Raw genomic sequence first — 25,238 nt, 5'->3', positions numbered from 1 at the left:
TGATGGCTCTTTCTGGGTCAGTTCAACTGGCCCAGATGGATTCTGTTGCAGGCTCTTCATTCATGGCGTAATCGCTCACGTCGGCACGCACGTGCAGCATCTGCCCTGTCATCGACATTTTCCAGATTTCCAGGCGTGCATCCTCGGGGGCTTCGAACCAAAAGACCTCTGTGGGCATCACCACCTTCTCTCGGTAGAAGTGGTCGGCACCAATGCATTTCACGATCACCATTCGGCTGGTGTCGTTTTGGTAAACACACTCAATCATCCTGAGCATCTGGAATGATGCCAATCTCGTGGTCTTAAGACAAGAGGAGTGTTTGATTGGTCACCGAATCAGCACGCCTTTAGATTTGGTACAGATGAGTTGATACAGAGTCGGTCGATTGTGTATCAATCGTCACGATTTTGATCTGGGCTTTGACAAGTAAGCGCCCATTAGCGTTTTGAAGATCGCACAGAGTGGCTCTTTCGTTTCAGCTGAAACAATTCTTTTTCGCCGCTTTTTGCATGATTGTTTTGTTGATCATGGGGATTGCAGAATGGAGAAAGCGATCGGTTTGAGTGTTTCTCAGCAATTCGATGTTGAGCGGATGAATCGCGCGATCGAATCAACAATCGATCCACAGCAGCTGCAGGTGTTGGCCAAGCAATTGCTTCAGGCGTGGCATTCCCAGCGCGCTGCAACAGTTTGGATCACGCGAGAGCGGGAGCAGCTGGGCTGAGGCTCAATGCGTTGGCTTCAAGCAGCGAGCTCAGAGGTGATGCGTTGTGGATTGTGATTCGGGCGTTTCAAGGATGTGCAATCTGCCTGTCCTGCTGCGGCCAGATCAGATTGAAGAGCTGAATTGCAACTGCGCAGTCGCGACCAGCTCGGCAGCTGATGGGCGATCGGCGCCTGCATCAGTTTGGCCAGGCCGGGTCGCAGCAGGCCGGCAAAGTTTTGAACCGCCAGCTCTTCGCCATGGCGGTCGTACGGCAATCGGTTGATGGCTGAATCAAGGCCGAACTGCCTCACGCGATCCTCGCCAACTCGCCGGTACAGCACCTCAAGGGTCGGCAGTTGATCCATCGACATCACACAACCTTCGTGTTCCATCAGGCCGCGCAACACCGTGCCGAAAATTTCGCCCGCCATGCGCTGCAGGCCTTCGCTGGGTTGTTGGCCCAGCTCCTTGTGTTTGTGGTCGAACAACCCCAGATCCACTTGAGCGATTCGGCTGGAGGCCACATGGCGATACACCTCAGACAGCAGGCCCACCTCCAGCCCCCAGTCCGACGGGATGCGCAGATTCATCGCCAGATCGGTGGTGAAGGCGAATTCACCAGCCAGGGGATAGCGGAAGGATTGCAGGTACGACAGGTAGGGCAGAGGCCCGAAAATCTGCTCCAGGCTGGCCAGCAGTGGGCCGACAAACAGACGGGTGGCTCGGCCCTGAAGCGCTTGGGTCTCGAGGGAAAGGCGGCTGTAGAACGCCTTCACGTAGGCAATGCCGTGGGATCGATCCAGCAGGGGACGGAGCATGCGCTCCGGATACGCCGATCCAAAGGTTCTGATGTCGGCATCGAACAGGCCAACAACTTCAGCGTTCTGGCACGCCACTCCGAGCCCCTGCCAGACGGCCCAGCCCTTGCCCGGTGGTCCGGTCACGTCGAGCCCCAGTTCGCCGACGGATTCGAGCAACTCCCGCACGGCGGGGCCGTTGGTCCAGTGCACCCGAACGGGGAAGGGCATCCCTTCAAAAAACTTTTCCGCCGCTTTGACGTCCTCGGCGCTCGTGGCTGCCAATGCCACCACCAGTTCGTTGAGTCCCTTCAGGCCCGAAAGTGTGTCGCGAATCAGGCCGAGGGCCGGGCGGCTGAATTCCTCCATCAGGCACGGGATCAGCAGGGTTGTGGGTCGCTGACTCAGCTCCCGGTTGAAGGCAACCGCATCGAGATTGCCCAAGCTGTAGTCGTGGACGGTGCTGATCAGGCCCTGCTGAAAATCCATGTGGTGTTCGATGCAACAACAGAGGTCAGAGTCCTGCCCCATACCTGAAAGGTCTGGAGGAGGAAGGTGATGCAGCCCCCGCGCGACGAGACGCTGCGGACCCTGCTTGGCGATCTGTACCCGAATGATTCTTCCGGGGATGGCAAGGAGTTGTCGTCGCAATTGCTGCAGATCTTGAGCCAATCGTCAGGAGATGGCGATATGGCAGATCACATCGATCGCTGGGACGGTGGCGATGTGGTCTTGATCACCTACGCCGACACCATTGGTGAGCAGGGTTTTCCTGGGCTTCAGGCCTTGAAGACGTTTGTGAATCGCCATCTGCAGCCCTTCGCAGCGGTGATTCATGTGCTGCCGTTTCTTCAATCCACAAGTGATGGCGGTTTTGCGGTGGCCAGCCACACCACGCTCGAGCCGCGTTTCGGTGATTGGCGTGATCTCGCCGCCCTGGCACAGGGCCGACGGCTGATGGCCGATCTGGTTCTCAATCACGTGTCGGCCTCTCACCCTTGGGTGCAGCAGTTCATGCGCGATGAGCAGCCCGGCCGCTCCTGCGTGCTCGAGGCAGCCCCGGATCCCTGCTGGGCGGATGTGGTTCGTCCGCGCAGTTCCAATCTGTTCACGCAATTGAGGGGCCCCGTTGGTGCGCGTCAGGTCTGGACCACCTTTGGCCCCGATCAGGTGGATCTCAACTGGCGCAGTGCGGAGGTGCTGCTGGGCTTTGCCCGGCTGATGCAACGCATGGCCCGGCATGGGGTGCGGTGGATCCGTCTGGATGCCGTGGGTTTTGTCTGGAAGGAACCCCATACCTCATGCATCCATCTGCCGCAGGCTCATCAACTGGTGCGGGTGCTGCGTCTGCTGCTCGATCAGGTGGGACCCGATGGCGTTGTGGTCACCGAGACCAACGTTCCGGAGCAGGAAAATCTCTCGTATCTGAGAAGCGGTGATGAAGCGCATCTCGCTTACAACTTTCCCCTGCCCCCCTTGCTGCTGGAGGCCAGCGTCAGTGGTCGGGCCGATCTGCTCAATGCCTGGCTGAGTCGTTGGCCCGACTTGCCGCCGCAAACGGGGTTGCTCAATTTCACCGCCTGCCATGACGGCATCGGTTTACGGCCGTTGGAGGGCCTGATGCCCCAGAAGCGCTTGCTGCAGCTGTTGATCGGCTGTGAGCAACGGGGTGGACTGGTTAGCCACAGGATGCTCAGTTCCGGTGAGGAGGTTCCCTACGAGATCAACATCAGTTGGTGGAGTGCCATGGCGGATGGGGGGATTGATCCCACGTATCTCCAACGGGAGCGCTTCCTGCTCACCCAACTGTTGATCCTGGCTCTGCCTGGGGTCCCCGCCTTCTATCTGCCGGCGTTGTTGGCGGCTCCCAATGATCTGACCCGCTTTCGTCGCACGGGCCATCGCCGCGATTTGAATCGGCCCCAGTTCACGGCCCAGGCCCTGGAGCGCCGCCTGGCGGATCCCGATTCAGATGTCTCTGCGCTGTTGCCGGCGCTGCGGCGGGCTCTGGCCGAACGGGCTGTTCATCCGGCCTTGCACCCGGATGCCTCGATGACGGTGCTGAGCGCGGACCGGAGTGATTGCGTCATCCTGCGGCGCTCCCGTGGGGGGGGAACGCTGGTGGCTGTTCACAACATCACGGCAGCGCGCCTCAGCTTTCGCCTCAGTGGCCTGGGTGGTGATCTGAACAAGCCCTGGGCCGATTGCCTGAGCGGTCATGTGTTCGAACCACATCAGTCGCATTCGCTAGAGCCTTATGCGGTGCATTGGTTGGTTCAGCCATGACCGCGAGTGTCGAGCCGGCGTGGTGGGTGGTGACCGATCTCGACGGCACCTTGCTGGATCACAGCTACGACTGGTCGCCGGCCAAGGATCTGATCCGTCAGCTGCAACAGCACCGGATTCCGGTGATTCCCTGCACCAGCAAAACGGCCGAGGAAGTGCGCGGCTTTCGCGCCGAGGCGGGGCTGCATGACCCCTACATCGTTGAAAACGGTGGCGCCGTGCATGGGGAAACTCCGGAAGGGGAGCCCTGGGAGCTGCCGTTGGGTCCGGATTGGACGGCGCTGAAACCTCAGTTGCAGCGACTTCAGGCCGAGTTGGGTGAGCCTTTGCGTTCGTTGGATGAACTCAGTGAGGCGGAAGGGCAGCGGTTGTTGGGGCTTGGCGGTGAAGCCTTGCGCCAGGCGCAGCGGCGGTGCTGCAGCGTGCCTTTTGTGCCGCCCTCGGCCAAGGGGCGTCGCCGGCTTGAGGCTCTGGTTCAGCGGATGGGCCTGACGGTGGTGCAGGGCAACCGCATGGGTCACCTGCTGGGCCCAGGCATCAGCAAAGGAAAGGCGTTGGCCACCCTGAAGCGACATCTGGGTGCTGAGCAGGTGCAGGTCTTGGCCTTGGGGGATTCCCCCAACGATCTGCCGTTGCTCGAGGTGGCCGACATTGCTGTTGTGGTGCCCGGCCCCGATGGCCCCCATCCCGCTTTGCGTTCCGGGATCGATGCTGGTCATTTCCAGGTGGCGGCAGCCCCCCATGGCCATGGCTGGGATGAGGCTGTGCGCCGGATTCTTCGGATCTAGGCCATCGCTGGCCCCTGGCTCAATCCAGCAAGGATTGCCAGAGCTCCACTGCAGCAGTGGTTACCGCCATGGGCTGACCGTTGTGGGATGCGATCGGTCGACAGCTGAGGCTGTTGATCAGAACGGCCTGATCGTCGGCATCGAACGTGGCCGCCAGCTCGGTTTCCACCGCGATGCCCTGGGCCAGTGCACGGCCCCGCATCACCCCTGGGAGGCAGCCGCTGCTGAGGGGCGGTGTCAGCCACTGTCCGCGACGCCGGACCAGCAGATTGGCCGCCGTTCCGCAGCACAGCGTTCCAGCCGTGTTCAAGAGCAGAGCGTCGTCGGCCCCTTGCTCCTGGGCTTCCCTGCGGGCCTGGATCGATTGCCCGTAGGCAAAGGTCTTACAACGGCTCAGGCGGCTGGAGGCGTTGCGGCGCTCATGGCGACTGGTGATGGTGGTGACGGCTGAAAATGTTGGTGTGCAGGCCTGGAGCGTGAGCCAAAAGCGGTGCTGCCCTGGAGCCGGCAGTCCGATTCCGCGCTGAGGTGAGCTGCCCCGGCTCCAGTTGAGGCGCAGGGCCCCATCGGCTTCGCTCAGCTGGCTGCGTTGAATTGCGCCTTCAATCAGAGGCTTCAGCGCGTTTCGCTGCGGTGGCGGGTCCATGCCCAGCAGAGCTGCACTGTCGCTCCAGCGCTGCAGGTGCTCCTGCAGGAGTTGCGGCGCACCGTTGCGGGTCAGCACCGTTTCAAAGAGGCCATCGGCCAGGAGCAGGGCGCGGTCGTTGAGGGGAAGCTGCAGGCTTGCTGCTGTTCCCCACTGACCCTCGATCCAGGCGATAGCGGTGCTCATGTCAGCGCCTCCAGCAAGGGCTGCAGTTTCCACATCAACTCCTCTGCTTCGCCAAGCGGATTCGAGTCGGCGACGATTCCGCAGCCGGCATGGGCCCGCAGGGTGTCGCCTTGGCGCAGTAAGGATCGGATCAAGATGTTGCTGTCGAAGCTGCCATCCCAGTCGATCCGTAGCAGGGATCCGCAGTAAGGCCCTCGGCTGGTGGGCTCGAGCTCATGCAGACGTTGGCAGGCCCGCAGTTTCGGCGCCCCGCTGATCGACCCCCCAGGCCAACTGGCTTCCAGAAGATCGACCCAGCTCAATCCGGCCTGAAGTTGTCCCTCCACGACCGAGGTGAGGTGATGCACGGAGGCATAACTTTCGAGCCCCACCAGTTGGGGAACCTGAATCGAACCCGGCTGGCAGGCACGACCGAGGTCGTTGCGCAGCAGGTCGACGATCATCACGTTCTCGGCCCGGTCCTTGTCGCTGCACACGAGTTCCGCGGCGAGATTTGCATCCTGTTCGGGGTCGCCATGGCGCGGCCTGGTGCCTTTGATCGGCCGGGTTTGTACGGCTCCATCAGCACTCACCTGCAGAAAACGCTCTGGGGACGATGACAGCAACGCCTCGTTCTGGTCGCTGATGATCAGCCCTGCAAAGGGGGCAGGACAGGCCTGCCTCAGGGTGAGAAACAGCTCGAGGGCACTGCCTCCCTGGGGCCAGGCTGTGCTGCAACAGGCCGTGAGATTGGCTTGGAAGAGATCACCTGCAGCGATCAGCTCACGGATGCGCTGCACTCCTGCGGCGTACTGCTCGGGTGTGGTGTGGTGACTCCAGGCCGTCAGGGGAATCGATGGGGGCTCGTCTTTGGGCGGCTCAGGGCTGGAGGCCAGCTGTTGGGTGAGGCGTTCCAAAGCAGCCGTGCTGCTGGCTTCGATCCACAGCCTGCGCTTTTGGAGATCAAAGCGAAGCACCGGATCGTGGCGGGCGATCCAAAGCGTGGCCATGCCATCGCTGGCCCAGGGGTTTCCCGGTTCCACCCAGGCGGCGGCTTCATAGCTCAGCCAGCCGCACCAATGCCCTGGGGCAAGCCCCCGCAGTGCCTCGAAGGGATTGCCGGCTCCTGGCTCTCCAGGGAGGCCACGGCAACAGATGATCTCCTGGGGTGCCACCGCCAGGGTGGCCCATCGGCCCAGGTTGCTGCCGTCGCCATCCAGCCAGACAAGGCCTTCCTCGCCGCAGGCATGGGCCAGTTGGTGCGCGAGCGCCTGGGGCTCCTGCCAGGGCAGTTCAAGCTGTTGGGGGCGGATCATGCCGCTGTTGAACTGCAGAGATCAGGCCGGCCTGCCTCGCGGAGTGCTGCATCACGGATGCGGCAGCTGTCGCAGACACCGCAGGGGTGCGTGCCGCCGCTGTAACAGCTCCAGGTTGTATTGATCGGAACACCCAGGCGAAGGGCTTCTTCAACGATGCGCACCTTGCTCCACTGCACAAGCGGTGCCCAGAGTTGGGCCCCATGGCCCTCCCGACCGGCTTTGCTGGCAAGGTCGGCCAGGGCCTGAAAGGCGTTGAGGTAGTCGGGCCGGCAGTCGGGATACCCCGAGTAATCGACAGCATTTACCCCCAGCACCAACCTCTCGGCTCCGCGAGCCTCCGCCAGGCTGAGGCCAATGGAGATGAACACGGTATTACGCCCCGGCACGTAGGTGGGTGGAATGCGGCCTTCCTCCACGCCATCGGTGGGGATCGAGATGCTGGCGTCGGTGAGGGCTGAGCCCCCCCAGCTGGCCAGATTCACGCTGATGCAGTGATGCTCTGCCAAGCCAAGCTGCTCAGCAACGGCAGCGGCGGCGTCCAATTCGCGGCGATGACGCTGGCCGTAGTCAAAGGACAGGCCGATGACGCGGTCGCCCTGCTCAAGGGCAAGGGCCGCAGCGGTGGCGGAATCCAAACCTCCGGAGAGAAGCGCGATGGCAGTGCGTTGACTCATCTCAGAACCGTGAGTTCGTGCAGGGCGCAGTAGTCCTGCTCATCCAGGTCGGTGCCGTTGGCTTGTTCAAGCAGGGACAGCAAACCGCTCAACCCCTGATCCTGGAGCCCAGCGGTTGTCGCCTCCTCCAGGAACAGGCGTAGGTCTTTGCGCAGCAGGGCGGTGCTGAAGTTGGGATCGGAGTAGCTGTGATCCAGCATCCGTTGCAGCTTCTTGTCGAAGGTGGGGGCGTAGAGCGCTGACGGCCGCAGGATGGCCATGAACGTTTCCACAGGAACGCCGGCCCGCTGAATCAGTTGCAGGGAGAGCGAGAAGCTGTGGGTGAGGCTGGCGATCAATTGATTGAGGGCCAGCTTGGTGGCAGCGCCGCTGCCAACGGGGCCCACGAGCTGGGGCTCTTGGCAGAGATGGGAGAGGAGTGGCCGTTGTTCTTCGAAGACCTGCGCTTCGCCGCCGGCCATCACAAGTAGGGATCCGTTCAGCGCTTGTGGTTTGCTGCCGAGCACCGGGGCTTCCAGATACTGCCCTCCTTGCTGAGTGGCCCGTTCGGCCAGTGCCTGACTTTCCGTGACTCCCACGGTCCCCATCGTGATCAAGGTGGAGCCATCGAGGGGACCGATGTCGTTCAAGACAGCCGCCGTGACAGGACCGTCGCGCAACACCGTGATCAGGCTGTCGCAACAGCGGGCGGCTTCCGCGGGGCTGTTCAGGGCTTGGGCACCCGCCTCGATTAGGGCCTTGGAGCGATTCCGGGTGCGGTTCCAGACGTGCAGCGAAACGCCCCGCTGGAGGAGGCGTTGGCCGATGGATTCACCGAGCAGCCCGGTGCCCAGTAGAGCAACGCTTGGCATGATTTATGCGTTGACGACATCAAGCTGGATCGCTTGATCGAGCTCGAAGTAATCGAAGTGGTTGCTGGCGAGCATGGTGCGAAGCAGATCCCGTTGATCCGATCCTGGCGCGTCGTTGAAGTCAACGCTGGCGAAGAGATGGTCTCCTGTGTCGAGGCTGGTGAAGTTGTCGACTGCTGCATATTTGCCTTGCTCGCGGCGAACTCTGTCGCGCATGATTTGCGTCGTGGCTTGGCGACGTTTGAGGTTGCCGCTCAGGCTGCCAATCAGAGGGTCGCCAAAGGCATCGGCACTGAGGCTGTCGATGTTGTCCAGCGTGATCACGCTGGAACTGAGTGATCTCCTCCCCACGCCCTGCGTGCCGGTTGGCTTGCCCTGGGTGCTGCTTCTGCCCTGCGTCGTCCCTGTGATCAAATCCTCGATCGCGCCGCTGCTCAAACTGCTGTTGTGGCTTTTCAGCAATCCAGCAACTCCGGCGACGTGGGGTGCCGCCATCGAGGTGCCGCTGAAGTAGCCAGAGCGGTTGCCTGGAAGGGTTGATTTGATGCCGACGCCGGGTGCCATGACGTAATTCAGCGGGCGTGACCCAGCGCGATTGGAGAACCATGCGAGGCGCCCATCCCGTTGGACAGCCCCCACCGCGATGCCATGGTTGATGGCGTGGGAAGCCGGATAGTCCGGTGATGTGCCCCCCCAATTGCCGGCGGCCATCACCACCACGGTGCCGCGGCGGGAGGCATGGCGGATCGCATCGGCCATGGCTCGGCTGTAGCCCGTCCCGCCGAGGGAGAGGTTGATTACATCGGCACCATTGTTCGTGGCCCAGCGAACGCCTCGAATGGCATCCGAGAGGTACCCCGCACCGTTCTCATCGAGGACGCGGATGGGCATGATCGTTGCGTCATGCGCGACGCCCGTGATGCCGCGGCCGTCATTGGCCGCAGCGATCGTGCCAGCCACATGGGTTCCATGGCCGTTGGCGTCTTCGGCGATTGAATCGCCATCAACGAAATCGTAGCCGGCCTGAATGCGCCCCTTGAATTCCCAGTTGTTGTAGTCAATGCCGGTATCGACCACGGCGATGGTCACGCCTTTGCCCGTCACGCCGGGGCCGTTGCTGTTGGCCGCCCAGATCTCTGGAGCGCCGATCATGTCGAGGTTCCAGAAATAGCCCCCAAGGGGGGCTTGATTGTGAAGAGGGCGATTCAGCAGGCTTTCAAATGCACCTTTGGCATTCACCTGGCCGTAGCCATCCATGCGGCTGAATGTTCGCTGCCGTTCAGCTGTTGGATTTGCCTCTGCAGGCTTCAAGTGTTGGGCGGAGAGGGAGAAGTGACCCCCCTCGCGCAGCCGCAGGTGTGGATCCAGCAGTGATTTCCCCTTCGCAGCAACCCGGTTTCTGCCGGTGTGCAGGTTGATGCCAAACCAATCGTGATCACCGTGCCGCTCCAGAGTCCCTTGGCTGCGGCCAACAAAATCAACCCACCGGCGACGGCGGACGGAGTGTCTGCGGCTGATGGAGGAGGACATGGCTGTGGAATCAACCGAACAACCTCTGGAGCGGCCAGGGGTCGTCCCCACCACCCTATGAATTCATCGTGGCTTAGGTGCCGCGAGGGTTGGCAAGCAAGGGCTGTGGGTTGACTGAGCGTTTTATGGGTGGACGGGCGTGATCACCTCACTCCTAGCCATTTGTGGGCTTGCAGGCTCAGACGCCAGGCGGGGTTATGGCGCACGTGCTCAATCGCGAGTTGTTGGCCTTCCGGGCTGTCCCAGCCGGGCTGGAGATAGTGCAGAGCCTCCTCTTGGCCAGCCTGCGCCATGGCATCCGCGAAGTGCAGATCTTCCGGGGCATGCACCACCACCTTCAGTTCCTGCATCCGGTCCAGTAGGCCCTGAAGCGGGGGCTTGTGTCGCTTCGGGGACAGGGTGATCCAGTCGAAGCGTCCGCTCAGCGGATCCACCCCGCTGGTTTCGAGATGCAGGGGGAGACCGCATCGCGCATCGAGGCTCTGGGTGAGGGGCTGTAGATCGTGATGCAAAGGTTCTCCACCGGTGATCACAACGAAGCTGGCCCCGGCTTCAGCAGCCATCTGGGCGGCATCAGCCAAGGCATCGATGGGCTGCTCAGGGTGCCCTTGGGCCGGCCATGAGTGCTTGGTGTCGCACCAGGGACAGCCCACGGTGCAGCCCGCGAGCCGAATGAAAAATGCACTGCGTCCGGCATGGTGGCCCTCTCCCTGCAGGGAATGGAATGTTTCCACCACCGGGAGACGCTGGGAGTCAGCCATCGACGCGGTTCATGGAATCGCAATGTCCCCCTGTTGACGCAGGGCCTGAGCCGGTGAATCCGGAAGGCGTTGTTGGGCCGCTTCGATCAATCCCCGGAACAACGGATGGGGTTGTCCAGGCCGGGAGAGGAATTCGGGGTGGTACTGGCAGGCGGTGAAGAACGGATGCCCTTTCAGTTCGATCAACTCCACCAGGCGTCCATCCGGGGACGTGCCGCTCACCACATATCCGGATTCCAGGAAAAGATTGCGATAGGAGTTGTTGAATTCGTAGCGGTGGCGGTGGCGTTCATAGACCACCTCGTCTCCGTAGAGCCTCTGGGCGAGGGTTCCCGGCGCAATCCTGCAGGGGTAGACCCCCAGGCGCATCGTGCCGCCCAGGTCGACCACGTCCTGCTGTTCCGGCAGCAGGTGAATCACGGGATGGGGCGTGTTTTCGTTTAATTCAGCACTGGTGGCCTCGGTGAGGCCGGCCTGGTTGCGAGCCCACTCGATCACTGCGGTTTGCATCCCAAGACAGAGCCCAAGGAAGGGCACCCGTTGTTCCCGGGCCCAGCGAATCGCTGCAATCTTTCCATCGACGCCACGGTTGCCGAAGCCACCGGGCACGACGACGGCGTCCATTCCGCGCAGGAGTGCATCGGCGCCGTCCGCTTCAATCTGTTCGGCGCAGACCCAGTGCAGGTCGAGGGAGGCATCCTGGGCAATGCAGGCATGCTGCAGCGCTTCGACGACGGAGAGATAGGCGTCGTTCAGCTGCACGTACTTGCCCACCAGGGCAACTTTCACCGATGGGCCGGGATTGCGCAGCTTGTTGACCAGTTGTTCCCATGCCGCCATGTCGCTGTCATGGTCGGTCAGGTTCAGCACGTCCAGCACTTCACGGCACAGACCCTCCTGCTCAAGGATCAGCGGCACGGCATAGATGCTGTCGGCATCCAGAGAGGGAATCACGGCGCGGGTGGGCACCCCGCAGAAGCCGCCGATTTTCCGCTTGAGATCGTCGCTGATGTCGCGATCACTGCGGCAGACGAGCACATCCGGCTGGATGCCGATCGAACGCAGTTCCTTGACCGAGTGCTGGGTGGGCTTGGTTTTGAGTTCGCCGGAGGTGCCGATGAAGGGCAGCAGGGTGACGTGGATGTAGGCCAGGTCGTTGCGACCCACGTCCTCCCGGAATTCACGGATGGCTTCGAGGAAGGGCAGTGATTCGATATCACCCACGGTGCCGCCGATTTCCGTGATCACCACATCGGCATTGCTGTTGGAGGCAACCCGGTGGATGCGCTCGCGGATCTCGCCGGTGATGTGGGGAATCACCTGAACGGTGCCGCCGTTGTAGTCGCCGCGGCGCTCCTTGTTGATCACCGATTGGTAGATCGAGCCGGTGGTCACGCTGTTCAGGCGTGACATCGCCGTGTCGGTGAAGCGCTCGTAATGGCCCAGGTCGAGATCGGTTTCGGCGCCGTCTTCCGTGACGAAGACCTCACCATGCTGGAACGGGCTCATCGTTCCGGGATCCACATTCAGGTAGGGATCCAGCTTGAGAATCGAAACGTTGTAGCCCCGCGACTTCAGCAACCGGCCGAGGCTCGCCGCCACGATTCCCTTGCCAATGCTGGACACCACACCACCGGTGATGAAGACGAATTTGGCCATGAACTGCCGGGCGACTCTTCAAATTAGCTGGCGTCGGTCATGGGCTCCAGGGGGAACCGGTGGTTTAGGAATCCAGGCCCTGGATGTAATCCCGGACTTTGCTGCGTCGTTGGGGTTGCCGCAGTTTGAGTAGGGCGCGGGTTTCGATCTGACGAACGCGCTCCCTTGAGAGTTTCAGCTCTTCCCCGATCTGGGCCAGGGTCTGGGGCGTGTCGTCCTCCAAGCCGAAGCGCCGGCGCAGGACAGCGGCCTCCCGACTGGTGAGTTCATCCAGGAGATCCTCCAGATCGTTGTGGAGTTCGTCGTGGGTGAGGGTCTGCTCCGGGGTGGCATGGCCGTCCTCGATCAGATCTCCGAGTTGGGTGTCCTGTTCGCGGCCGACACGGGTGTCCAGAGACACTGAGCGGGGCACCCGGGCCAGGGTCTGGCGCACGGTGTCCTCACTGATGCCCAGCTCGCGCGCCAGATCTGCGATCGAGGCGATGCGTCCTTCGTTGCTTGCAATCTCCTGCTGGACCCGTTTGATCCGGTTCAGTTTTTCGGTGACGTGAACGGGCAAACGGATGGTGCGGCTCTGGGTGGCGATGGCCCGGGTGATGCCCTGACGAATCCACCAGTAGGCGTAGGTGCTGAAGCGGAAACCACGGGTGGGATCGAACTTTTCCACGGCTCGTTCCAGCCCGAGCGTTCCCTCCTGGACCAGATCCAGGATTTCCATGCCCCGCTGCTGATACTTCTTGGCCACCGCCACCACCAGGCGCAGGTTGGCCTGAATCATGTGGTCTTTGGCTCGCCTCCCATTGCGGAGGGCCAGCTTCAGATCTTTGGCCTTCAGCTGGGCCTGTTCGGCCCAGGCCTGATAGCCCAGGTCAATCCGCTGCTGCAACTCGGGCAAGGGCAGTCCTGCAGCCCGGGCCCATTCCTGCTTGGTTGGCCAGTGGCTGTGCTGGTTGGCTTCCCGGCGTTGCAGTTCTTCGAGGCGATGGAGTTCACCGATGGCGGTATCGCTCTCAGCCAGCTCCCGTTGCTGGTGCAGCAGTGCTTCGCGGCGCTGCACCAGGCGGGCCAGGGTGACCTCCTCTTCATTGGTGAGCAGGTCGACTCGGCCGATGTCCTGGAGATAAAGCCGCAGTAGATCCGTGGTGCCGCTGCTGCGGCGCTCACGGGTCCCCCCGGTCCGTCGGGGCTTGCTGGGCAAAAGCTGACCTGGGTGAAGTCCAACTTCAGGGTTCCTCGCGGTTGACCGCGGTGCGACAAATGCGCTGATTCCCTTCGGGATCTGCTCAGTCCCGCTGCAGAGGTCAGTCCTCCTGGTCGGGCTCGACCCAGGTGCTGGCCACGTGCAGTTCCTCCAGCTGCTTGTCGGCCACGCCCCCTGGGGCATTGGTCATCAGGCAGCGGGCCTGCTGGGTCTTGGGGAAGGCGATCGTGTCGCGGATCGACTCCTCGCCCGCCAGCAGCATCACCATCCGGTCCACACCGAAGGCCAGGCCGCCGTGGGGAGGTGCGCCCACATCGAGGGCGTCCATGAGGAAGCCGAACTGCTCCTGGGCCTCCTCGAGGGGCAACCCAACCGTCTGCAACACCTGGCGCTGCAGGGCGGAGTCATGGATGCGCAGGGAGCCACCGCCCAGCTCAAGGCCATTGAGCACAAGGTCGTAGGCCTGGGCTCTGGCTCCGGGCAGGGTTTCGGCCCACTTCGACGCATCGCTGCCGAGATCCTCCGCATTGGGCGCGCAGAAGGGGTGGTGCAGGGCCTCGTAACGGTTCTCGTCGCTGTTGAACTCGAACATCGGGAAGTCCACCACCCAGAGGAAGTTCCACTGGTCGTTGTCGCGGTCGGCCTTCACCATGCCCAGCTCCTTGGCCAGGTACTGACGCACCCGGTCGAGGGCCTTGTTCACCGTTGCGGTGTCGCCGGCGCCGAACAACAGCAGGCTGCCGGGTTCCGCGCCGGTGCGGCTGAGCAGCTCCTGCTTCTGCTCATCGCTGAGGTTGTCCTTGATGGCGCCGATCGTGTCGATTTCACCGCCCTCGCGCACGCGGATGAAGGCCAGGCCACCGGCACCGGCTTTCTGGGCCTCGCTGAACACATCGCCGCCGGGTTTGATCCGCACGTTGCTCACCGCATCGTTGCCGCCCGGCACCGCGATGCACTTCACCGCGCCGCCGGACTTCACGGCACCGCTGAACACCTTGAAGCCCATGTCTTTGACGATGTCGCTCACGTTGGTGAGCTCCATGCCGTAACGGGTGTCAGGCCGGTCGGTGCCGTAGCGGTCCATGGCGTCATGCCAGGTCATGCGCGGGAAGGGGCGCGGTAGTTCGATGCCCTTCACGGCCTTCCAGATGGCGCAGATCAGTGATTCGTTCAGCTCCAGGATCTGCTCCTGATCCATGAAGCTCATCTCGATGTCCAGCTGGGTGAATTCCGGCTGGCGGTCGGCCCGCAGGTCTTCGTCGCGGAAACAGCGGGCCACCTGGTAGTACCGCTCGATGCCGCCCACCATCAGCAGCTGCTTGAACAACTGGGGGGACTGGGGCAGGGCGAACCATTCGCCGCCGCAGACCCGGCTGGGCAGCACGTAATCGCGGGCGCCTTCCGGTGTGGAGCGGGTCAGCACCGGGGTCTCCACCTCGATGAAGCCTGCGTCCTCCAGGAAGCGACGGGCGGCCTGGATGGTCTGGGCCCGCAGCCGCAGGTTGTCGTTCATGCGCTTGCGGCGCAGATCCAGGTAGCGGTGGCGCAGCCGCAGTTCTTCGCGGGTGTTCTCCTCGTCGTGCACTGACACGGGGAAGGGCAGGTTGCCTTTCACGCTGTTCAGCACGGTGATGCCGCTGGCGAGCACTTCCACAGCCCCCGTGGCCAGCTTGTCGTTCAGGGAGTCGCCAGGCCGGGCCCGCACTTTCCCCTCAACCTGCAGCACGGTTTCGCTGCGCAGATGCTCGGCGACGGCGAAGGCGTCGGCGCCCAGATCCGGGTCCACCGTGATCTGCACCGTGCCGCTGCGGTCCCGCAGGTCGATGAAAATCACCCCGCCGTGATCACGGCGTCGATCCACCCAGCCGCACAGTTGCACCTGCTGATCGATGTTCTGTTCGCGCAGGTCGCCGCAACCGTTGCTGCGCATGGGATGTCTCAACTGGAGAAGAGCGAGTTTCCCACAGCAGCGGTGAGCTTCAGGCGCGTTTGTAGAAGGGCTTGCGAACGACCGTTGCCGGCTGGGCCTTGCCGCGGATCTCAACGCTCAGTTCGGTGCCGAGCTTGGCGAGGGATGGAGGCACGTAGGCCAGGGCGATCGCTTCTTCCAGGGTGGGGGACCAGGTGCCGCTGGTGACGATGCCCACCGTCTCTCCGTTGTGCATCACGGGGTAGTCGTGGCGGGCGATGGCACGACCCTGCAGCTTGAGCCCCACCAGGCGTTTGGCTGGGCCGGATTCCGCCGTTTGCTCCAGCGCTTGCCGGCCCACAAAATCCACGGGCATTTCCAGGTGCACGAGCCAACCCAACCCCGCCTCGAAGGGGTTGGTTGTGTCGTTCATGTCCTGGCCGTAGAGGTGCATGGCGGCCTCCAGCCGCAAGGTGTCCCGTGCCCCCAGGCCGCAGGGGGTGACACCGCGGTCGAGCAAAAGCTGCCAGAGCTTTTGTCCGTCGTCTGCGTTGAGCAGCAGCTCGGCACCGTCTTCGCCGGTGTAGCCCGTGCGCGCTGTGAACACCGGCTGGTTCAGGCCGTTCAGGGTGAGCAGCCGGTGGCCGAAACGGGGCAAGCCGCTGAGGTCTTCGCCGCTCAGCTCCTGCAGCACTCCCATGGCCTCAGGGCCCTGCAGAGCGAGCAGCACGCCGTCCTTTTTGATGTCGGTCACCGTCAGGCCAGCGGGCCCCATCTGTTCACGGATCCAGGCGGTGTCGCTGTCGGCGCAGGCGGCATTGATCACCAGCACCAGCGCACCCCGTTCGGCATCAATGGCACCGCAGTCGTAAACGATGAGGTCGTCGCGAATGCCCCCGCTCTCGTTCAGCAGAACCGAGTAGCAGGCTTCGCCGGGACCGATGCGGTGCAGATCGCTGGGGAGCAGCCGTTGCAGCGCATCCTTGGGATTGGCACCTTCGAGGCGGAGCACTCCCATGTGGGAGATGTCGAACATGCCGACCCGTTCGCGAACGGCCTTGTGTTCCTGGATCAGGCCGCTGAACTGAACCGGCATCTCCCAGCCGGCAAACGGCACCATGCGGCCCCCGGCGCTGCGGCAGGACTCGAACAGGGGAGTGCGCTGCAGGGACATGGGGGCGGCCGATGAGAAGCGCATTCTTATGGAGGGCTTCACGATCCGGAAGGGAACCCGGAAATTTGCCCCTGTCCATGGTCCATTTCGCAGACCGTCACTAGTTTGAGCGCGTTTCCGGAGCGCTTGTTTGGCCGCCAGCTCCTGCTGTCGCAGTTGTCAATACTGCACCCTGCCGGCAGGTGCGAAGGGGTGGTGCCGTCTGCGCCGGTTGGAGGTGCATGCCGAGATTGCAGATCTGATGGTCTGTCACCACTGGACCCCCCGTTCCCCCAAGCTTCCCTCTCTGCAGAGCAGCGGTGTTGGAGAGCGTCAGCTGGAGCTGGATCGCAGCTTGACGTGAGCCTGGATCCATCCATGACTCCTCCATTGCTGATGGCCTCCACCGGATGGACGCGGGATACTGCAGCCAACCCCGGTTGTTGCCTTGTCCGCCTCAGCTCCGCTGACTCCTCTGGAACTGATCCAGGAACAGCCTGAGGTGGATCGCCTGACCCTTCCCACCGGCGCAACTGTTTTCAGTGCCGGTGAGCCTGTGCAGTTCATCCATGTGATTGAACGGGGATGGATGGAACTGAGCAGTGGTCCGTTGAACCGCATTCGCTTTGGTTCCGGTGAATTGTTTTTCTATGAGGATCTGGTGGATGGCGCCGAGTGTCACAGCCGTGATGCCACAGCGGTGACGCCTGTTTCGTTGTTCCGCCTGAGCCGCTCCAATTTTCTGGCGCTCATCCATCGGCACCCAACGCTGGTGCTGCAATTGCTCAGCAAGCAGCACAGCCGTTTGCGGCAGCAGCGGGCTGATGCCCGTCACTTCTATTGATCGCCACCCAGGAGCAGCAGGAGGCTGCGGGTCACCTTGGCGGCCAGCACGGAGCTGATGCCACTGGTGTCGAGTTGTGGGGCCAGTTCCACCACATCGGCCGCCACCAGGTGATGCTCTCGAAGCACCCCGATCAGGCTGGCGAAGTCAGACCAGTTGTAACCACCGGGTTCCGGTGTGCCGGTTCCAGGCAGAACGGCGGGGTCAAACCAGTCCAGATCGACGGTGAGATAGATGGGTTTCCCCTGCAAGGGAGCGAGGGCCTGTTGAAGGGCGTCGACGCTGGGCATCAGCCGGCCGCTCTCGTGCAGTTCGCTGAATTCCTCGCGCGTGCCACTCCGGATCGCGAGTTGAAACAGCGTCTGGCTGGGAAGAACCTCCAAACAGCGGCGCATGGCGCAGGCATGGCTGTGGCGGGCCCCCAGCCAGCTGTCCCTGAGGTCGGCATGGGCATCCAGCTGCACCAGCACCAGGTCGGGGTGGCTTTGTGCCACAGCCTCCACGGCACCTGAGCTGATCGAATGCTCCCCGCCCAGCATCAGGGGACTGAGCCCCAGGCTGAGCACGGCTTCGGTTGCTTGCTTCACCTTGGTGAGAACGGGCTCAGGGTTGCCGAAGGGAATCTCAACGGCACCAAGATCCGCAAAGTCGAGATCCTCCAGATCCAGGTTGAGTTGCGGGCAATAGGTCTCCAGGCCAGCGCTCACCTCTCGGATGGCGGCGGGGCCGAAGCGGGTGCCAGGGCGAAAGGAGGTGGTGCCGTCGTACGGCACACCAAACAGACCAACGCGGCAGTCGGCAGGGTTGCGACGGGATCCCATGAAAATGGTTCCGTCGCTGTCAAACAAACTGTCGAAAAGCCCACTCGGCGGTTGTGCGGTCATGGCTGCAGCTCCCGTTCGACGAAGGCCGGAATGGCGTCCATGGCACCTCTCTGCCAACGCGGGGACCAGATCTCGCAGCCTGCGGCGATGGCCTCGCTGCGCTCTGGGTCTGGAGTGCGGTAACGGGGTGTTGCCATCGCAGCGAAGGTCCAGCTCCACCAGCCGCTGGGGTACATCGGCACCCAGCCATAGAGCGGGTCGGCATGGTCAAACACCTCGCGTAACAGGCGCACCATGGCGATGTGGACATCGCGGAAGGCTTCCGGAGATTCGCTCTGCGTACCGAACACGCCCCCGGGCTTCAGCATCCGTCGGCAGTTTTCAAAGAAGGCGCGGTTGAACAGGCCTTCGGCGGGTCCGGCGGGATCAGAGCCATCCACCAAGACAACGTCATAGCTCTGGTCCTCAGCCTCAGCGGCCCAGGCGATGCCATCGCCCACCGTGAGCTGGAACCGCGGATCAGACCAGGCGGATCCGCCGATGTCGGGAAGGTGTTCCCGGCTGAGTTCCACTACACGCCCGTCAATCTCCACCATGTCCAGCCGCCGGACGCCTGGGTGGCGCAGGCATTCCCGCGCGGTGCCGCCGTCCCCGCCTCCGATCACCAGAATCCGCTCGATCGAGCTGGCGCTGCATAGGGCTGGGTGCACCAAGGCCTCGTGGTAATGGCGTTCCTGCTGTTCCGCTGTCATCCAACAGCCATCCAGGAGTAGCCCCCGCCCGTAGCGCTCACTGCGAATCACGCTGATCCGCTGGAACGGACTGGTCTCCTCGACCAGCACCTCTCCCTTCAATCCATAGCGGACGCCGCGGTGTTCTTCGTCAATCCAGCTGCTCATGGGCTGCGGTGGGCATCTCTCCAGCTAAGGACCCGGTGGGGCTGTTCCCAAACACCAGATGTAGTGCTCTTGGGATTGACGAACGCAAGATGTGGAGGTTGAATGTGTTTGGTTGGGGAGCTGCTGTGGAAGAGGGCAGCTCCAAAGCCTTTTTCGTCAGATCAAGGCTTTTGTTTTATCGGTAGGGGTCAGGGTTGGTGCAGGTGCTCCCTCTTCGAAGCATCAACCTGGTGGGAGCATCCTGTTGTTCTTGAGCCAGGAGATGGCTGGTGCAAGACCTGGTGGTGAACGAGCGGTTGACCATTCCGTCCAGGGAGCTGCGCTGGCGGTTCAGCCGCTCATCCGGCCCCGGCGGGCAGGGGGTCAACACCACCGATTCCCGTGTGGAGTTGCTTCTGGATCTAGCGAACTGTTCCTGTCTGGGTCCATTTCGCCGCGCCCGATTGCTGGAGCACTTCCAGACCCGTTTGGTGGAGGGCTGCCTACGGGTTGTGGTCGCAGAAGAACGCTCCCAATGGCAGAACCGACAGAAGGCTCTGCATCGCATGGGGGAGCTGCTGCGGGAGGGCTTGCAGCCAGCACCGCGTGCCCGAAAGGCCACCCGGCCGGGTCGTGGTGCCGTGAAGCGGCGCTTGGACACGAAGAAAAAGCGTGGTGACCTCAAGCGTCAACGGCGCAGTCGTCCCTCCCTGGACGACTAATCGGATCCAGAGGTGGGCGAGTGTTCTGCTCGGATCGCCGCTTTGGCCTGTTTCCAGAGGGCTTCCAATTCGTTGATGCTGCGGCCCTGCAGATCCCCTTCCAGGGCAGCTTCAACGCGGGAGAAGCGGTCGAGGAAGCGTTGATTCGTGCCGGCGAGACCCTCCTCGGGTTCGATGCTGCACCAACGGGCCACATTCACCAGGGTGAACAGCAGATCGCCCAGTTCCTCCTGGGCATGACCTTTGTCGCCGTTGGCCACCGCCTCCTTGAGTTCGTCCAGCTCCTCATGGACCTTCTCCCAGACGCCGGCCATGTCATCCCACTCGAAGCCGGCTTTGGCCGCTTTCTTGGAGATGGTCATGGCTCCAGCCAGGGCCGGCAGGCCCCGCACCTTGGTTCTGAGCCGGTCGCTGAGGGGGCTGGAGGAGCCCGCCAGGGTCTCGGCCTGCTCCTGGAGCTTGATGGCCTCCCAGCTGCGTCGCACCTCGTCACTGGTGCTGGCGACGGCATCGCCGAACACATGGGGGTGACGGCGGATCAGTTTGTCGCTGATGCCGTCGGCAATCGCATCCAAATCAAAGCGCTGCTGCTCCCGAGCGATCTGGGCATGCAGCACCACCTGCAGCAGCAGATCCCCCAGCTCTTCCTTCATCTCGGCATCGCTGCCCTGGCGGATCGCATCGGCCACTTCATGGGCCTCTTCCAGCACGTAGGGCACCAGCGAGGCATGGGTCTGCTCCAGATCCCAGGGACAGCCCGTTGTTGGATCCCTGAGTTGGGCCACAACATCGATCAGTCGCTGGATGGCGTCAGAAGGAGCGTTGGCCATGCCGGGGCAACAACTGGGGCAACGCCCACCTTCTCATCGCTGTCGTTTCTTCGACCATTCCTGGGGCCAGGGGTCGCCATCGAGGATCAGGTGGATCCAGGCACTGCCCTCCAAACCCACAAGCAGAGCGATGAACTCCCGTGGGTGCTGACGCATCAGTTGCTGGAGCGTCGTCAGCAGCACCGCTGGTGAGAGTGCTGGAACCGCCATGCTTACGATCAGGCACCAGGTGAGCAGCACCGCCAGGCGCGCGGTTGTTCCCAGCAGCGGGCCATGGGACCAGAGCGAGCGATGGGCAACCAGCAGGCGGTAGGGCCACCAGAGAAAGCCGAGGGCTCCCCACCGCCGCAGCGCATTGGAGCGGGTATCTAGGTCTGGGGACAGCCATAAACCGCCAGCCAGGCAGCTGGCGGCTGCGATCAAGGCTGCAGCCCATCCCAGCACCAAGCCCACAGCGATGCCGAGCGGGAGACTCAGGACCCAGATGCTCTGATCGTGGCGGCGACCCGTTGCCAAGTCTTCGGGGCTGTCGTGCGCCCCCAAGCTGACGCGTTAGGGCAGAATTTGCCGCATCGGGCGATTAGCTCAGCGGTAGAGCACCTCCCTTACAAGGAGATTGTCACTGGTTCGATCCCAGTATCGCCCATCTCAAAACCCGGTGCTGCACTGGGTTTCGTTGGTTTTTTGCTTCAGCCCGCTAACGCTCGTTCACCTGGGCCATCGCTTCCTGTTTGGGCGCTGAATTCACCGCGCAGGACGCCTTCTGCCCTTCGCATCATTTTCAGGCAGGTCTCCCTGTCAGCAGCGGCGTAGGCAGCATCCATGCATTGCACGTACTGCTCTTCAGGAGTCACAAGCCGTTTGCCGTTGGGCGGAGTATCGGTCCGATTCGAATGGCTTGCCGTAGCTGCAATTACTCATCCGCTCGGTGCGTCGGACGGTTGGGTGTGCAAAGGTGGGGCGACGCCAAAGAGCCTGATTGAAGGCCCACTGCGCGAGAACCGATAACTCGATTCCATGAACAGAAGATCCAGCACTCCCCCGAGGGAGTGGCGAAATGCTGGCAGCAATGCCAGCAGAATTGACCTCAGCGGCTATGCCTCATCTCAGCATCGCCGTTTCCTGAAGGCGGAAGCCGAGCAGGCCCCAGGGGAGCTCAGGCATCGCTGACGAGGTTCCTCCCTTCAGCGGAATGAAGACGCCTCAGCTGTTGCTGCCGTCATCCATGCCACGTCTGATCAGGCTTTGCATGAGCCAAAGCAGACCAATGAAACCGGCCGTGATGATCAACAGAGTCAAGATTCAGGCTGTGGTGCGGACGTAGAGACGTAGCTCGATTTGCCACCACATCATCATTGGAAGGTAGGCCTCAAAGGCACTTTGTGATGCAGTTGGTCTTGGCGCTTGTGGTTCCCGTGGTTCTGCTAGTGGGGTTCACTGCGCTGTTGGCAACTGGCAGGTTGTCGATCTCTCGCAACGCTGCGTGGTTGTTGGAACGCCAAGGCAGCATCTGGATGGCTGGAATCGTTGCCCTTGCTGCTGCGGCGGCTGTGGTTGCTCTGCAGCGTTAAGCCGTCTCGCCGAAGCGCTTTCAAAAGCTTGACCCATCCCCAGGGAGGGAGCGGGATGGGTGGCTTGCCATTTGGAGGTCTTGATCAGCGGCTGCTGGAGCGCTTGCGCACAACCCTGGGGGTCTCCCGCTCGGTCTTGGCATCGGTTTCAGACACCGTCTTGTCTTCGCCGGCTGCTTCTCCCTGCCCGGGCTCATCGTCGGGTTCCTGCGCCTCAATCACTCCAAGCACCATGGCGGCTTCTAGCTGATCACTCATGTCACCGATGGTGAGCAGAGCCTTTAAGACCAGCTGGGCGCGAGGCGCTTTGGGCAGGCCGGGACGAAGCTTTTTGGTGGTGTTCCACAGCTCCAGGGCCACTTCCTTCAGCAGTTCCTTGTCAGCAGCCATTCGATTCGAACGTGAATCGCACCATTCTCGTCATCGGGGGGTGGTCCCCCTTCCGAATCAGAAGCAGAAGGGCAGGAATTGGGTGCGGCAGGCGGCATAGCCATCCACCAGGGGACCCAGCCCGATCTGGTGAACGATGCCGGCACCGGTGAGCCCCTCGGTGATGATTCCGATCACGATGCCGACCATGGCGGCACGGCCGTTGAAGCGTTCGGCCTTTTTGAGCTGCTCCATGTGGATGTCGCGGGCAGCGACGCCTTGGAACCAGGAATCGCTCGCTTGCGTGGATTTCATCGAACTCAAGCTGTTGTTACAAAGCTTAATCCGAAAAATCAGTTTTTCAGCAGCAGTCGTTCCCCCGGTGTTGGATCGGTCCAGGAGCTGCTGGCGGGTAGCTGGGCTCCAGTGCTGGCTACGGATCCTTTCATTTGCAGGGCCCGACTCAAGGCGCCGCCAAAGCGCACGTCGCCGCCGGAGGTGCTGGCGAGCACCGTGGTGGGTTGGAAGCGTTCCACCAGTTGCGGCACCACGGAGCAGCCTTTGACGAACGCTCCAAGCGCCGGCAGCCCCAGATCCACCATCGGCGTGATCACGGCATCCAGGGGCTGTGGCTCCAGGGCTGGATCGAGAAAACCGTGGGGTTCGAGATAGAGCGACCCGGCCGGATGTTCGAGCAGATAACCGTTTTCCACCATCGGCACCGGTGCACCGGCGCTGGCGCGCACCCGCAGGCCCTGGTGGTTGGTGCTCTCTCCGGGGGAGAGGGCTTTCACGCTGGTGAATCCCAGGCGTTCCACCACCCGTGCAGCCGCCGCCGATCCAATGACGGGCAGGTCCTTGGGGAGAAGCGCCAAGGTGTCCGGATGGGCGTGGTCTGCAAGCCCCTGGGTGAGCAACAGCAGGTTCAGCTTCTCGGGCACCTTGCGCTCGCAGGGCAGTTCCCCTTTGAGCAGCCACTCTCCGGGGGGGAAGCTCAGGCTGCCGCGCAACCAGGGATCCACCAGAACGCGGAGATCATCGAATTCGAGCAACCAGCCATTGGCTCCGTAGTACGTGGCGGCCAGGGTCATGACGGGCTTTGCTGCCGCTCGCGGCAGTCGCTGCAGAGACCAAAGAATTCAAGCGTGTGAAACAGGAGATCGAAGCCTTTGCGACCGTCTTCGGGCACCTCCAGGTCGTGAATCGGGCAGTGGTCGAGCACCTGGGTCTTGCCGCAATCGACGCAGGTGAGGTGGTGGCGATCCCGCTCCAGCGGCGCATAGAGCGCCTCGCCATTGGGCAGGTGGCGGCAGCGCACCAGGCCCCGTTGCTGCAGCTGGCGCAGATTCCGGTAGACCGTGGCCAGGCCCATGGCCTGTTCGGGCTCCAGGCTGCGGTGCAGCTGCTGACCGCTCATCTCATCACCACAGGCCTGCAGGTTCGCCAGCAAGACCTTCTGGCGGGCATTGATCTGGGTGGCAGGGCGGCGAGTGGCCATGGTTTCAAAGGGCGACCAACCAGCGGCCACTCAACATCACAGCGTGGGATTTAGCCACCGATCAGCTGCTCGCTCAAGCTCCAGAGCCGCTGCCGTTCGGCAGGTTGGCTCGCTGCTGGTGCAACGCGGCAGAGCGCCGGTGCACCCCGCAAGCCGCCGAACTGCTCAGGGCCGTAGTGCTCGCCACCCTGAGCAGTCGCCGCGGTGGCGGCATGCAGTTGGGGCAGGGCACCCATGCCGGCGCTTTGGAACAGGGGATCCATCAGCCGGTAGGCAAGGGCCTCGAAGCGGTTGCCGACGCTGGCGATTGCGGTGGGCTGCAGTTCCGTGCGCGCGATGCCGGGATGGGCGGCCAGGGAGCGGATGGGGCTGCCCTGCTCGCGCAGGCGTGCATCCAGCTCAAGGGCAAACATCACGTTGGCGAGTTTGCTTTGGCCATAGGCCCCATAGCGGTCGTAGCTCTTGCTCCAGCTAGGGTCGTTCCAGCGGATCTTGCCGAAGTACTGCGCTCCGGAGGTCACCGTCACCACGCGGGGATCGGGCCGGTTCTGCAGCAGCGGCAGCAGGGCCTGGGTCAGGGCCATGTGCCCCAGGTGATTCACCCCGAACTGCAATTCATGCCCCTGGGCGGTGGTGCGGCGCGGCGGTGCCATCACGCCAGCGTTGTTGATCAGCAGATCAAGGCAGCCGTAGCGCTCCCCGACGGTGGCCGCCGCCTTTTGCACGCTGGTCAGGTCCGCCAGATCCAGGTCCACCAGATCCACCGCTCCCCCATCGCGCTCCTGCAGCAACTCCTGCTTGGCCCTCTCGGCTTTGCGGGGGCTGCGGCATGCCAACACCACGGTGGCCCCGCAGCGTTTCAAGGCGCGCGCGGTTTCCAGGCCCAGGCCGCTGTTGGCTCCAGTGATCAGGGCGACACGGCCCTGCTGGTTCGGGATGTCAGCCGCGGACCAACCCATCGCGTCACCTGAGCCTGGGCTCAGTCCTCAGGGAAGAGCAGCTCGGCCAGTTCGTCGGCGTCCACGTCGTAGACGCGGGCCAGGCTGGTTTCGATGGCGTTGGTTACCTCGCCCGGCAGGAAGCGCATTGAGTTGAGGGCGTCCTCGGCGATGTCGTCGGTGAGCAGCTTGTCGTCGCTGTCCAGCTTTTCGTCATTGATCACCGCCATCACCCAGCTCTGGTAGGCGTAGACCAGATCGGAGAACTCGAGTTCGGGATCGTTCAGGTCCAGGGCCATGGTGCGAATAGCCAGTCGT

The 25,238-nt window shown here is 62.8% G+C and carries 28 protein-coding genes and 1 tRNA gene; 7 read left to right on the top strand and 22 right to left on the bottom strand.

The annotated features are described in order from the left end of the window. Positions 1–22 precede the first annotated feature (22 nt). Complete coding sequence (locus SynRS9907_RS13495; protein WP_170950888.1) at positions 23–268, bottom strand: DUF1830 domain-containing protein; 246 nt, start codon at positions 266–268, stop codon at positions 23–25. 178 nt (positions 269–446) lie between these two features. On the opposite strand from SynRS9907_RS13495, the gene SynRS9907_RS13490 reads away from it, so the two are divergent. Further along, on the top strand, positions 447–725 hold the full coding sequence (locus SynRS9907_RS13490; RefSeq protein WP_370586614.1) for a hypothetical protein: 279 nt from the start codon (positions 447–449) through the stop codon (positions 723–725). A gap of 17 nt (positions 726–742) precedes the next feature. Here the strand turns inward: SynRS9907_RS13490 and SynRS9907_RS13485 are convergent, their stop codons facing one another. Next, complete coding sequence (locus SynRS9907_RS13485; protein WP_188022498.1) at positions 743–1,993, bottom strand: glycosyl transferase; 1,251 nt, start codon at positions 1,991–1,993, stop codon at positions 743–745. A gap of 69 nt (positions 1,994–2,062) precedes the next feature. On the opposite strand from SynRS9907_RS13485, the gene SynRS9907_RS13480 reads away from it, so the two are divergent. Both SynRS9907_RS13480 and SynRS9907_RS13475 read left to right on the top strand, forming a co-directional pair. Then, the gene (locus SynRS9907_RS13480; protein ID WP_188021372.1) at positions 2,063–3,790 is read left to right on the top strand and encodes an alpha-amylase family glycosyl hydrolase; all 1,728 of its coding nucleotides are present in this window, start codon (positions 2,063–2,065) and stop codon (positions 3,788–3,790) included. Continuing rightward, the gene (locus SynRS9907_RS13475) at positions 3,787–4,578 is read left to right on the top strand and encodes an HAD-IIB family hydrolase (RefSeq protein WP_188021371.1); all 792 of its coding nucleotides are present in this window, start codon (positions 3,787–3,789) and stop codon (positions 4,576–4,578) included. Before SynRS9907_RS13480 ends, SynRS9907_RS13475 begins: the two co-directional genes overlap by 4 nt. A 19-nt stretch (positions 4,579–4,597) precedes the next feature. On the opposite strand, the gene SynRS9907_RS13470 is transcribed toward SynRS9907_RS13475, so the two are convergent. The 10 genes from SynRS9907_RS13470 to gcvT all read right to left on the bottom strand — a co-directional run bounded on the left by SynRS9907_RS13470 (position 4,598) and on the right by gcvT (position 16,467). Beyond that, a complete protein-coding gene (locus SynRS9907_RS13470; RefSeq protein ID WP_188021370.1) occupies positions 4,598–5,410 on the bottom strand; it encodes an aminotransferase class IV in 813 nt (270 codons plus the stop codon). Next, the gene (locus SynRS9907_RS13465; protein ID WP_188021369.1) at positions 5,407–6,705 is read right to left on the bottom strand and encodes an anthranilate synthase component I family protein; all 1,299 of its coding nucleotides are present in this window, start codon (positions 6,703–6,705) and stop codon (positions 5,407–5,409) included. The genes SynRS9907_RS13470 and SynRS9907_RS13465 overlap by 4 nt, the downstream gene beginning before the upstream one ends. After that, positions 6,702–7,382 carry a 7-cyano-7-deazaguanine synthase QueC gene (gene queC / locus SynRS9907_RS13460; protein ID WP_188021368.1) on the bottom strand — a complete coding sequence of 227 codons (681 nt, stop codon included), beginning with the start codon at positions 7,380–7,382 and terminating at the stop codon, positions 6,702–6,704. The genes SynRS9907_RS13465 and queC overlap by 4 nt, the downstream gene beginning before the upstream one ends. Then, entirely contained in the window at positions 7,379–8,233 is an 855-nt protein-coding gene (locus SynRS9907_RS13455; protein ID WP_188021367.1) for an NAD(P)-dependent oxidoreductase, read from the bottom strand. Before SynRS9907_RS13455 ends, queC begins: the two co-directional genes overlap by 4 nt. 3 nt (positions 8,234–8,236) lie before the next feature. Continuing rightward, the gene (locus SynRS9907_RS13450; RefSeq protein WP_188021366.1) at positions 8,237–9,763 is read right to left on the bottom strand and encodes a S8 family peptidase; all 1,527 of its coding nucleotides are present in this window, start codon (positions 9,761–9,763) and stop codon (positions 8,237–8,239) included. Positions 9,764–9,906: 143 nt separating this feature from the next. Next, complete coding sequence (locus tag SynRS9907_RS13445) at positions 9,907–10,524, bottom strand: 7-carboxy-7-deazaguanine synthase QueE (RefSeq protein WP_188021365.1); 618 nt, start codon at positions 10,522–10,524, stop codon at positions 9,907–9,909. Between the two features lie 9 nt (positions 10,525–10,533). Then, positions 10,534–12,183 (bottom strand): CTP synthase, encoded by a 1,650-nt coding sequence (locus SynRS9907_RS13440; protein WP_115081305.1) that lies wholly within the window; start codon positions 12,181–12,183, stop codon positions 10,534–10,536. 64 nt (positions 12,184–12,247) lie between these two features. Further along, positions 12,248–13,381 (bottom strand): RpoD/SigA family RNA polymerase sigma factor, encoded by a 1,134-nt coding sequence (locus tag SynRS9907_RS13435; protein ID WP_188021364.1) that lies wholly within the window; start codon positions 13,379–13,381, stop codon positions 12,248–12,250. Between the two features lie 103 nt (positions 13,382–13,484). Further along, positions 13,485–15,314, bottom strand: a complete 1,830-nt coding sequence (aspS, locus tag SynRS9907_RS13430; RefSeq protein ID WP_188021363.1) for an aspartate--tRNA ligase — start codon at positions 15,312–15,314, stop codon at positions 13,485–13,487. Between the two features lie 49 nt (positions 15,315–15,363). Further along, positions 15,364–16,467: a glycine cleavage system aminomethyltransferase GcvT gene (gcvT, locus tag SynRS9907_RS13425; RefSeq protein ID WP_188021362.1), complete on the bottom strand. Its 1,104-nt coding sequence runs from the start codon at positions 16,465–16,467 to the stop codon at positions 15,364–15,366. 130 nt (positions 16,468–16,597) lie between these two features. Here gcvT and SynRS9907_RS13420 point away from each other — a divergent pair, with 130 nt between their 5' ends. Continuing rightward, positions 16,598–16,810 carry a hypothetical protein gene (locus SynRS9907_RS13420; RefSeq protein ID WP_188021361.1) on the top strand — a complete coding sequence of 71 codons (213 nt, stop codon included), beginning with the start codon at positions 16,598–16,600 and terminating at the stop codon, positions 16,808–16,810. Between the two features lie 84 nt (positions 16,811–16,894). Continuing rightward, positions 16,895–17,290 carry a cyclic nucleotide-binding domain-containing protein gene (locus tag SynRS9907_RS13415; RefSeq protein WP_115160958.1) on the top strand — a complete coding sequence of 132 codons (396 nt, stop codon included), beginning with the start codon at positions 16,895–16,897 and terminating at the stop codon, positions 17,288–17,290. Here SynRS9907_RS13415 and speB read toward each other — a convergent pair. Together speB and speE are read right to left on the bottom strand one after the other, a co-directional pair. Beyond that, entirely contained in the window at positions 17,284–18,174 is an 891-nt protein-coding gene (gene speB / locus SynRS9907_RS13410) for an agmatinase (protein ID WP_188021360.1), read from the bottom strand. The genes SynRS9907_RS13415 and speB overlap by 7 nt on opposite strands. Then, entirely contained in the window at positions 18,171–19,013 is an 843-nt protein-coding gene (gene speE / locus SynRS9907_RS13405) for a polyamine aminopropyltransferase (RefSeq protein ID WP_188021359.1), read from the bottom strand. The genes speB and speE overlap by 4 nt, the downstream gene beginning before the upstream one ends. Before the next feature lie 269 nt (positions 19,014–19,282). On the opposite strand from speE, the gene arfB reads away from it, so the two are divergent. Continuing rightward, entirely contained in the window at positions 19,283–19,714 is a 432-nt protein-coding gene (gene arfB / locus SynRS9907_RS13400) for an alternative ribosome rescue aminoacyl-tRNA hydrolase ArfB (RefSeq protein WP_115009815.1), read from the top strand. Here arfB and mazG read toward each other — a convergent pair. Together mazG and SynRS9907_RS13390 are read right to left on the bottom strand one after the other, a co-directional pair. Beyond that, positions 19,711–20,544: a nucleoside triphosphate pyrophosphohydrolase gene (mazG, locus tag SynRS9907_RS13395; protein ID WP_188021358.1), complete on the bottom strand. Its 834-nt coding sequence runs from the start codon at positions 20,542–20,544 to the stop codon at positions 19,711–19,713. The two genes, arfB and mazG, sit on opposite strands and share 4 nt — an antisense overlap. Positions 20,545–20,577: 33 nt before the next feature. Then, on the bottom strand, positions 20,578–21,060 hold the full coding sequence (locus SynRS9907_RS13390; protein WP_188021357.1) for a metal-binding protein: 483 nt from the start codon (positions 21,058–21,060) through the stop codon (positions 20,578–20,580). Between the two features lie 58 nt (positions 21,061–21,118). Here SynRS9907_RS13390 and SynRS9907_RS13385 point away from each other — a divergent pair. Continuing rightward, a tRNA-Val gene (locus SynRS9907_RS13385) sits at positions 21,119–21,190 on the top strand. A gap of 1,009 nt (positions 21,191–22,199) precedes the next feature. Here SynRS9907_RS13385 and SynRS9907_RS13375 read toward each other — a convergent pair. Genes SynRS9907_RS13375 through SynRS9907_RS13350 form a run of 6 tightly spaced genes read right to left on the bottom strand, consistent with a single transcriptional unit; the run spans position 22,200 to position 25,219 of the window. Continuing rightward, complete coding sequence (locus tag SynRS9907_RS13375; RefSeq protein WP_115009834.1) at positions 22,200–22,505, bottom strand: TIGR03894 family protein; 306 nt, start codon at positions 22,503–22,505, stop codon at positions 22,200–22,202. Positions 22,506–22,562: 57 nt separating this feature from the next. Further along, complete coding sequence (locus SynRS9907_RS13370; RefSeq protein WP_115009835.1) at positions 22,563–22,799, bottom strand: high light inducible protein; 237 nt, start codon at positions 22,797–22,799, stop codon at positions 22,563–22,565. Between the two features lie 38 nt (positions 22,800–22,837). After that, positions 22,838–23,575, bottom strand: a complete 738-nt coding sequence (locus SynRS9907_RS13365; RefSeq protein ID WP_188021356.1) for an MBL fold metallo-hydrolase — start codon at positions 23,573–23,575, stop codon at positions 22,838–22,840. Beyond that, a complete protein-coding gene (locus SynRS9907_RS13360) occupies positions 23,572–23,982 on the bottom strand; it encodes a transcriptional repressor (RefSeq protein WP_188021355.1) in 411 nt (136 codons plus the stop codon). Before SynRS9907_RS13360 ends, SynRS9907_RS13365 begins: the two co-directional genes overlap by 4 nt. Positions 23,983–24,032: 50 nt before the next feature. Further along, complete coding sequence (locus SynRS9907_RS13355; protein WP_188021354.1) at positions 24,033–24,941, bottom strand: oxidoreductase; 909 nt, start codon at positions 24,939–24,941, stop codon at positions 24,033–24,035. 20 nt (positions 24,942–24,961) lie between these two features. Further along, positions 24,962–25,219, bottom strand: coding sequence for a hypothetical protein (locus tag SynRS9907_RS13350; protein WP_006852028.1), 258 nt, complete (start codon positions 25,217–25,219; stop codon positions 24,962–24,964). Positions 25,220–25,238 lie beyond the last annotated feature (19 nt).

This window comes from Synechococcus sp. RS9907, assembly GCF_014279615.1.
GTDB lineage: Bacteria > Cyanobacteriota > Cyanobacteriia > PCC-6307 > Cyanobiaceae > Parasynechococcus.
Note: the sequence above shows the minus strand (reverse complement) of the source record. Positions and strands in the feature narration are given on the sequence as shown.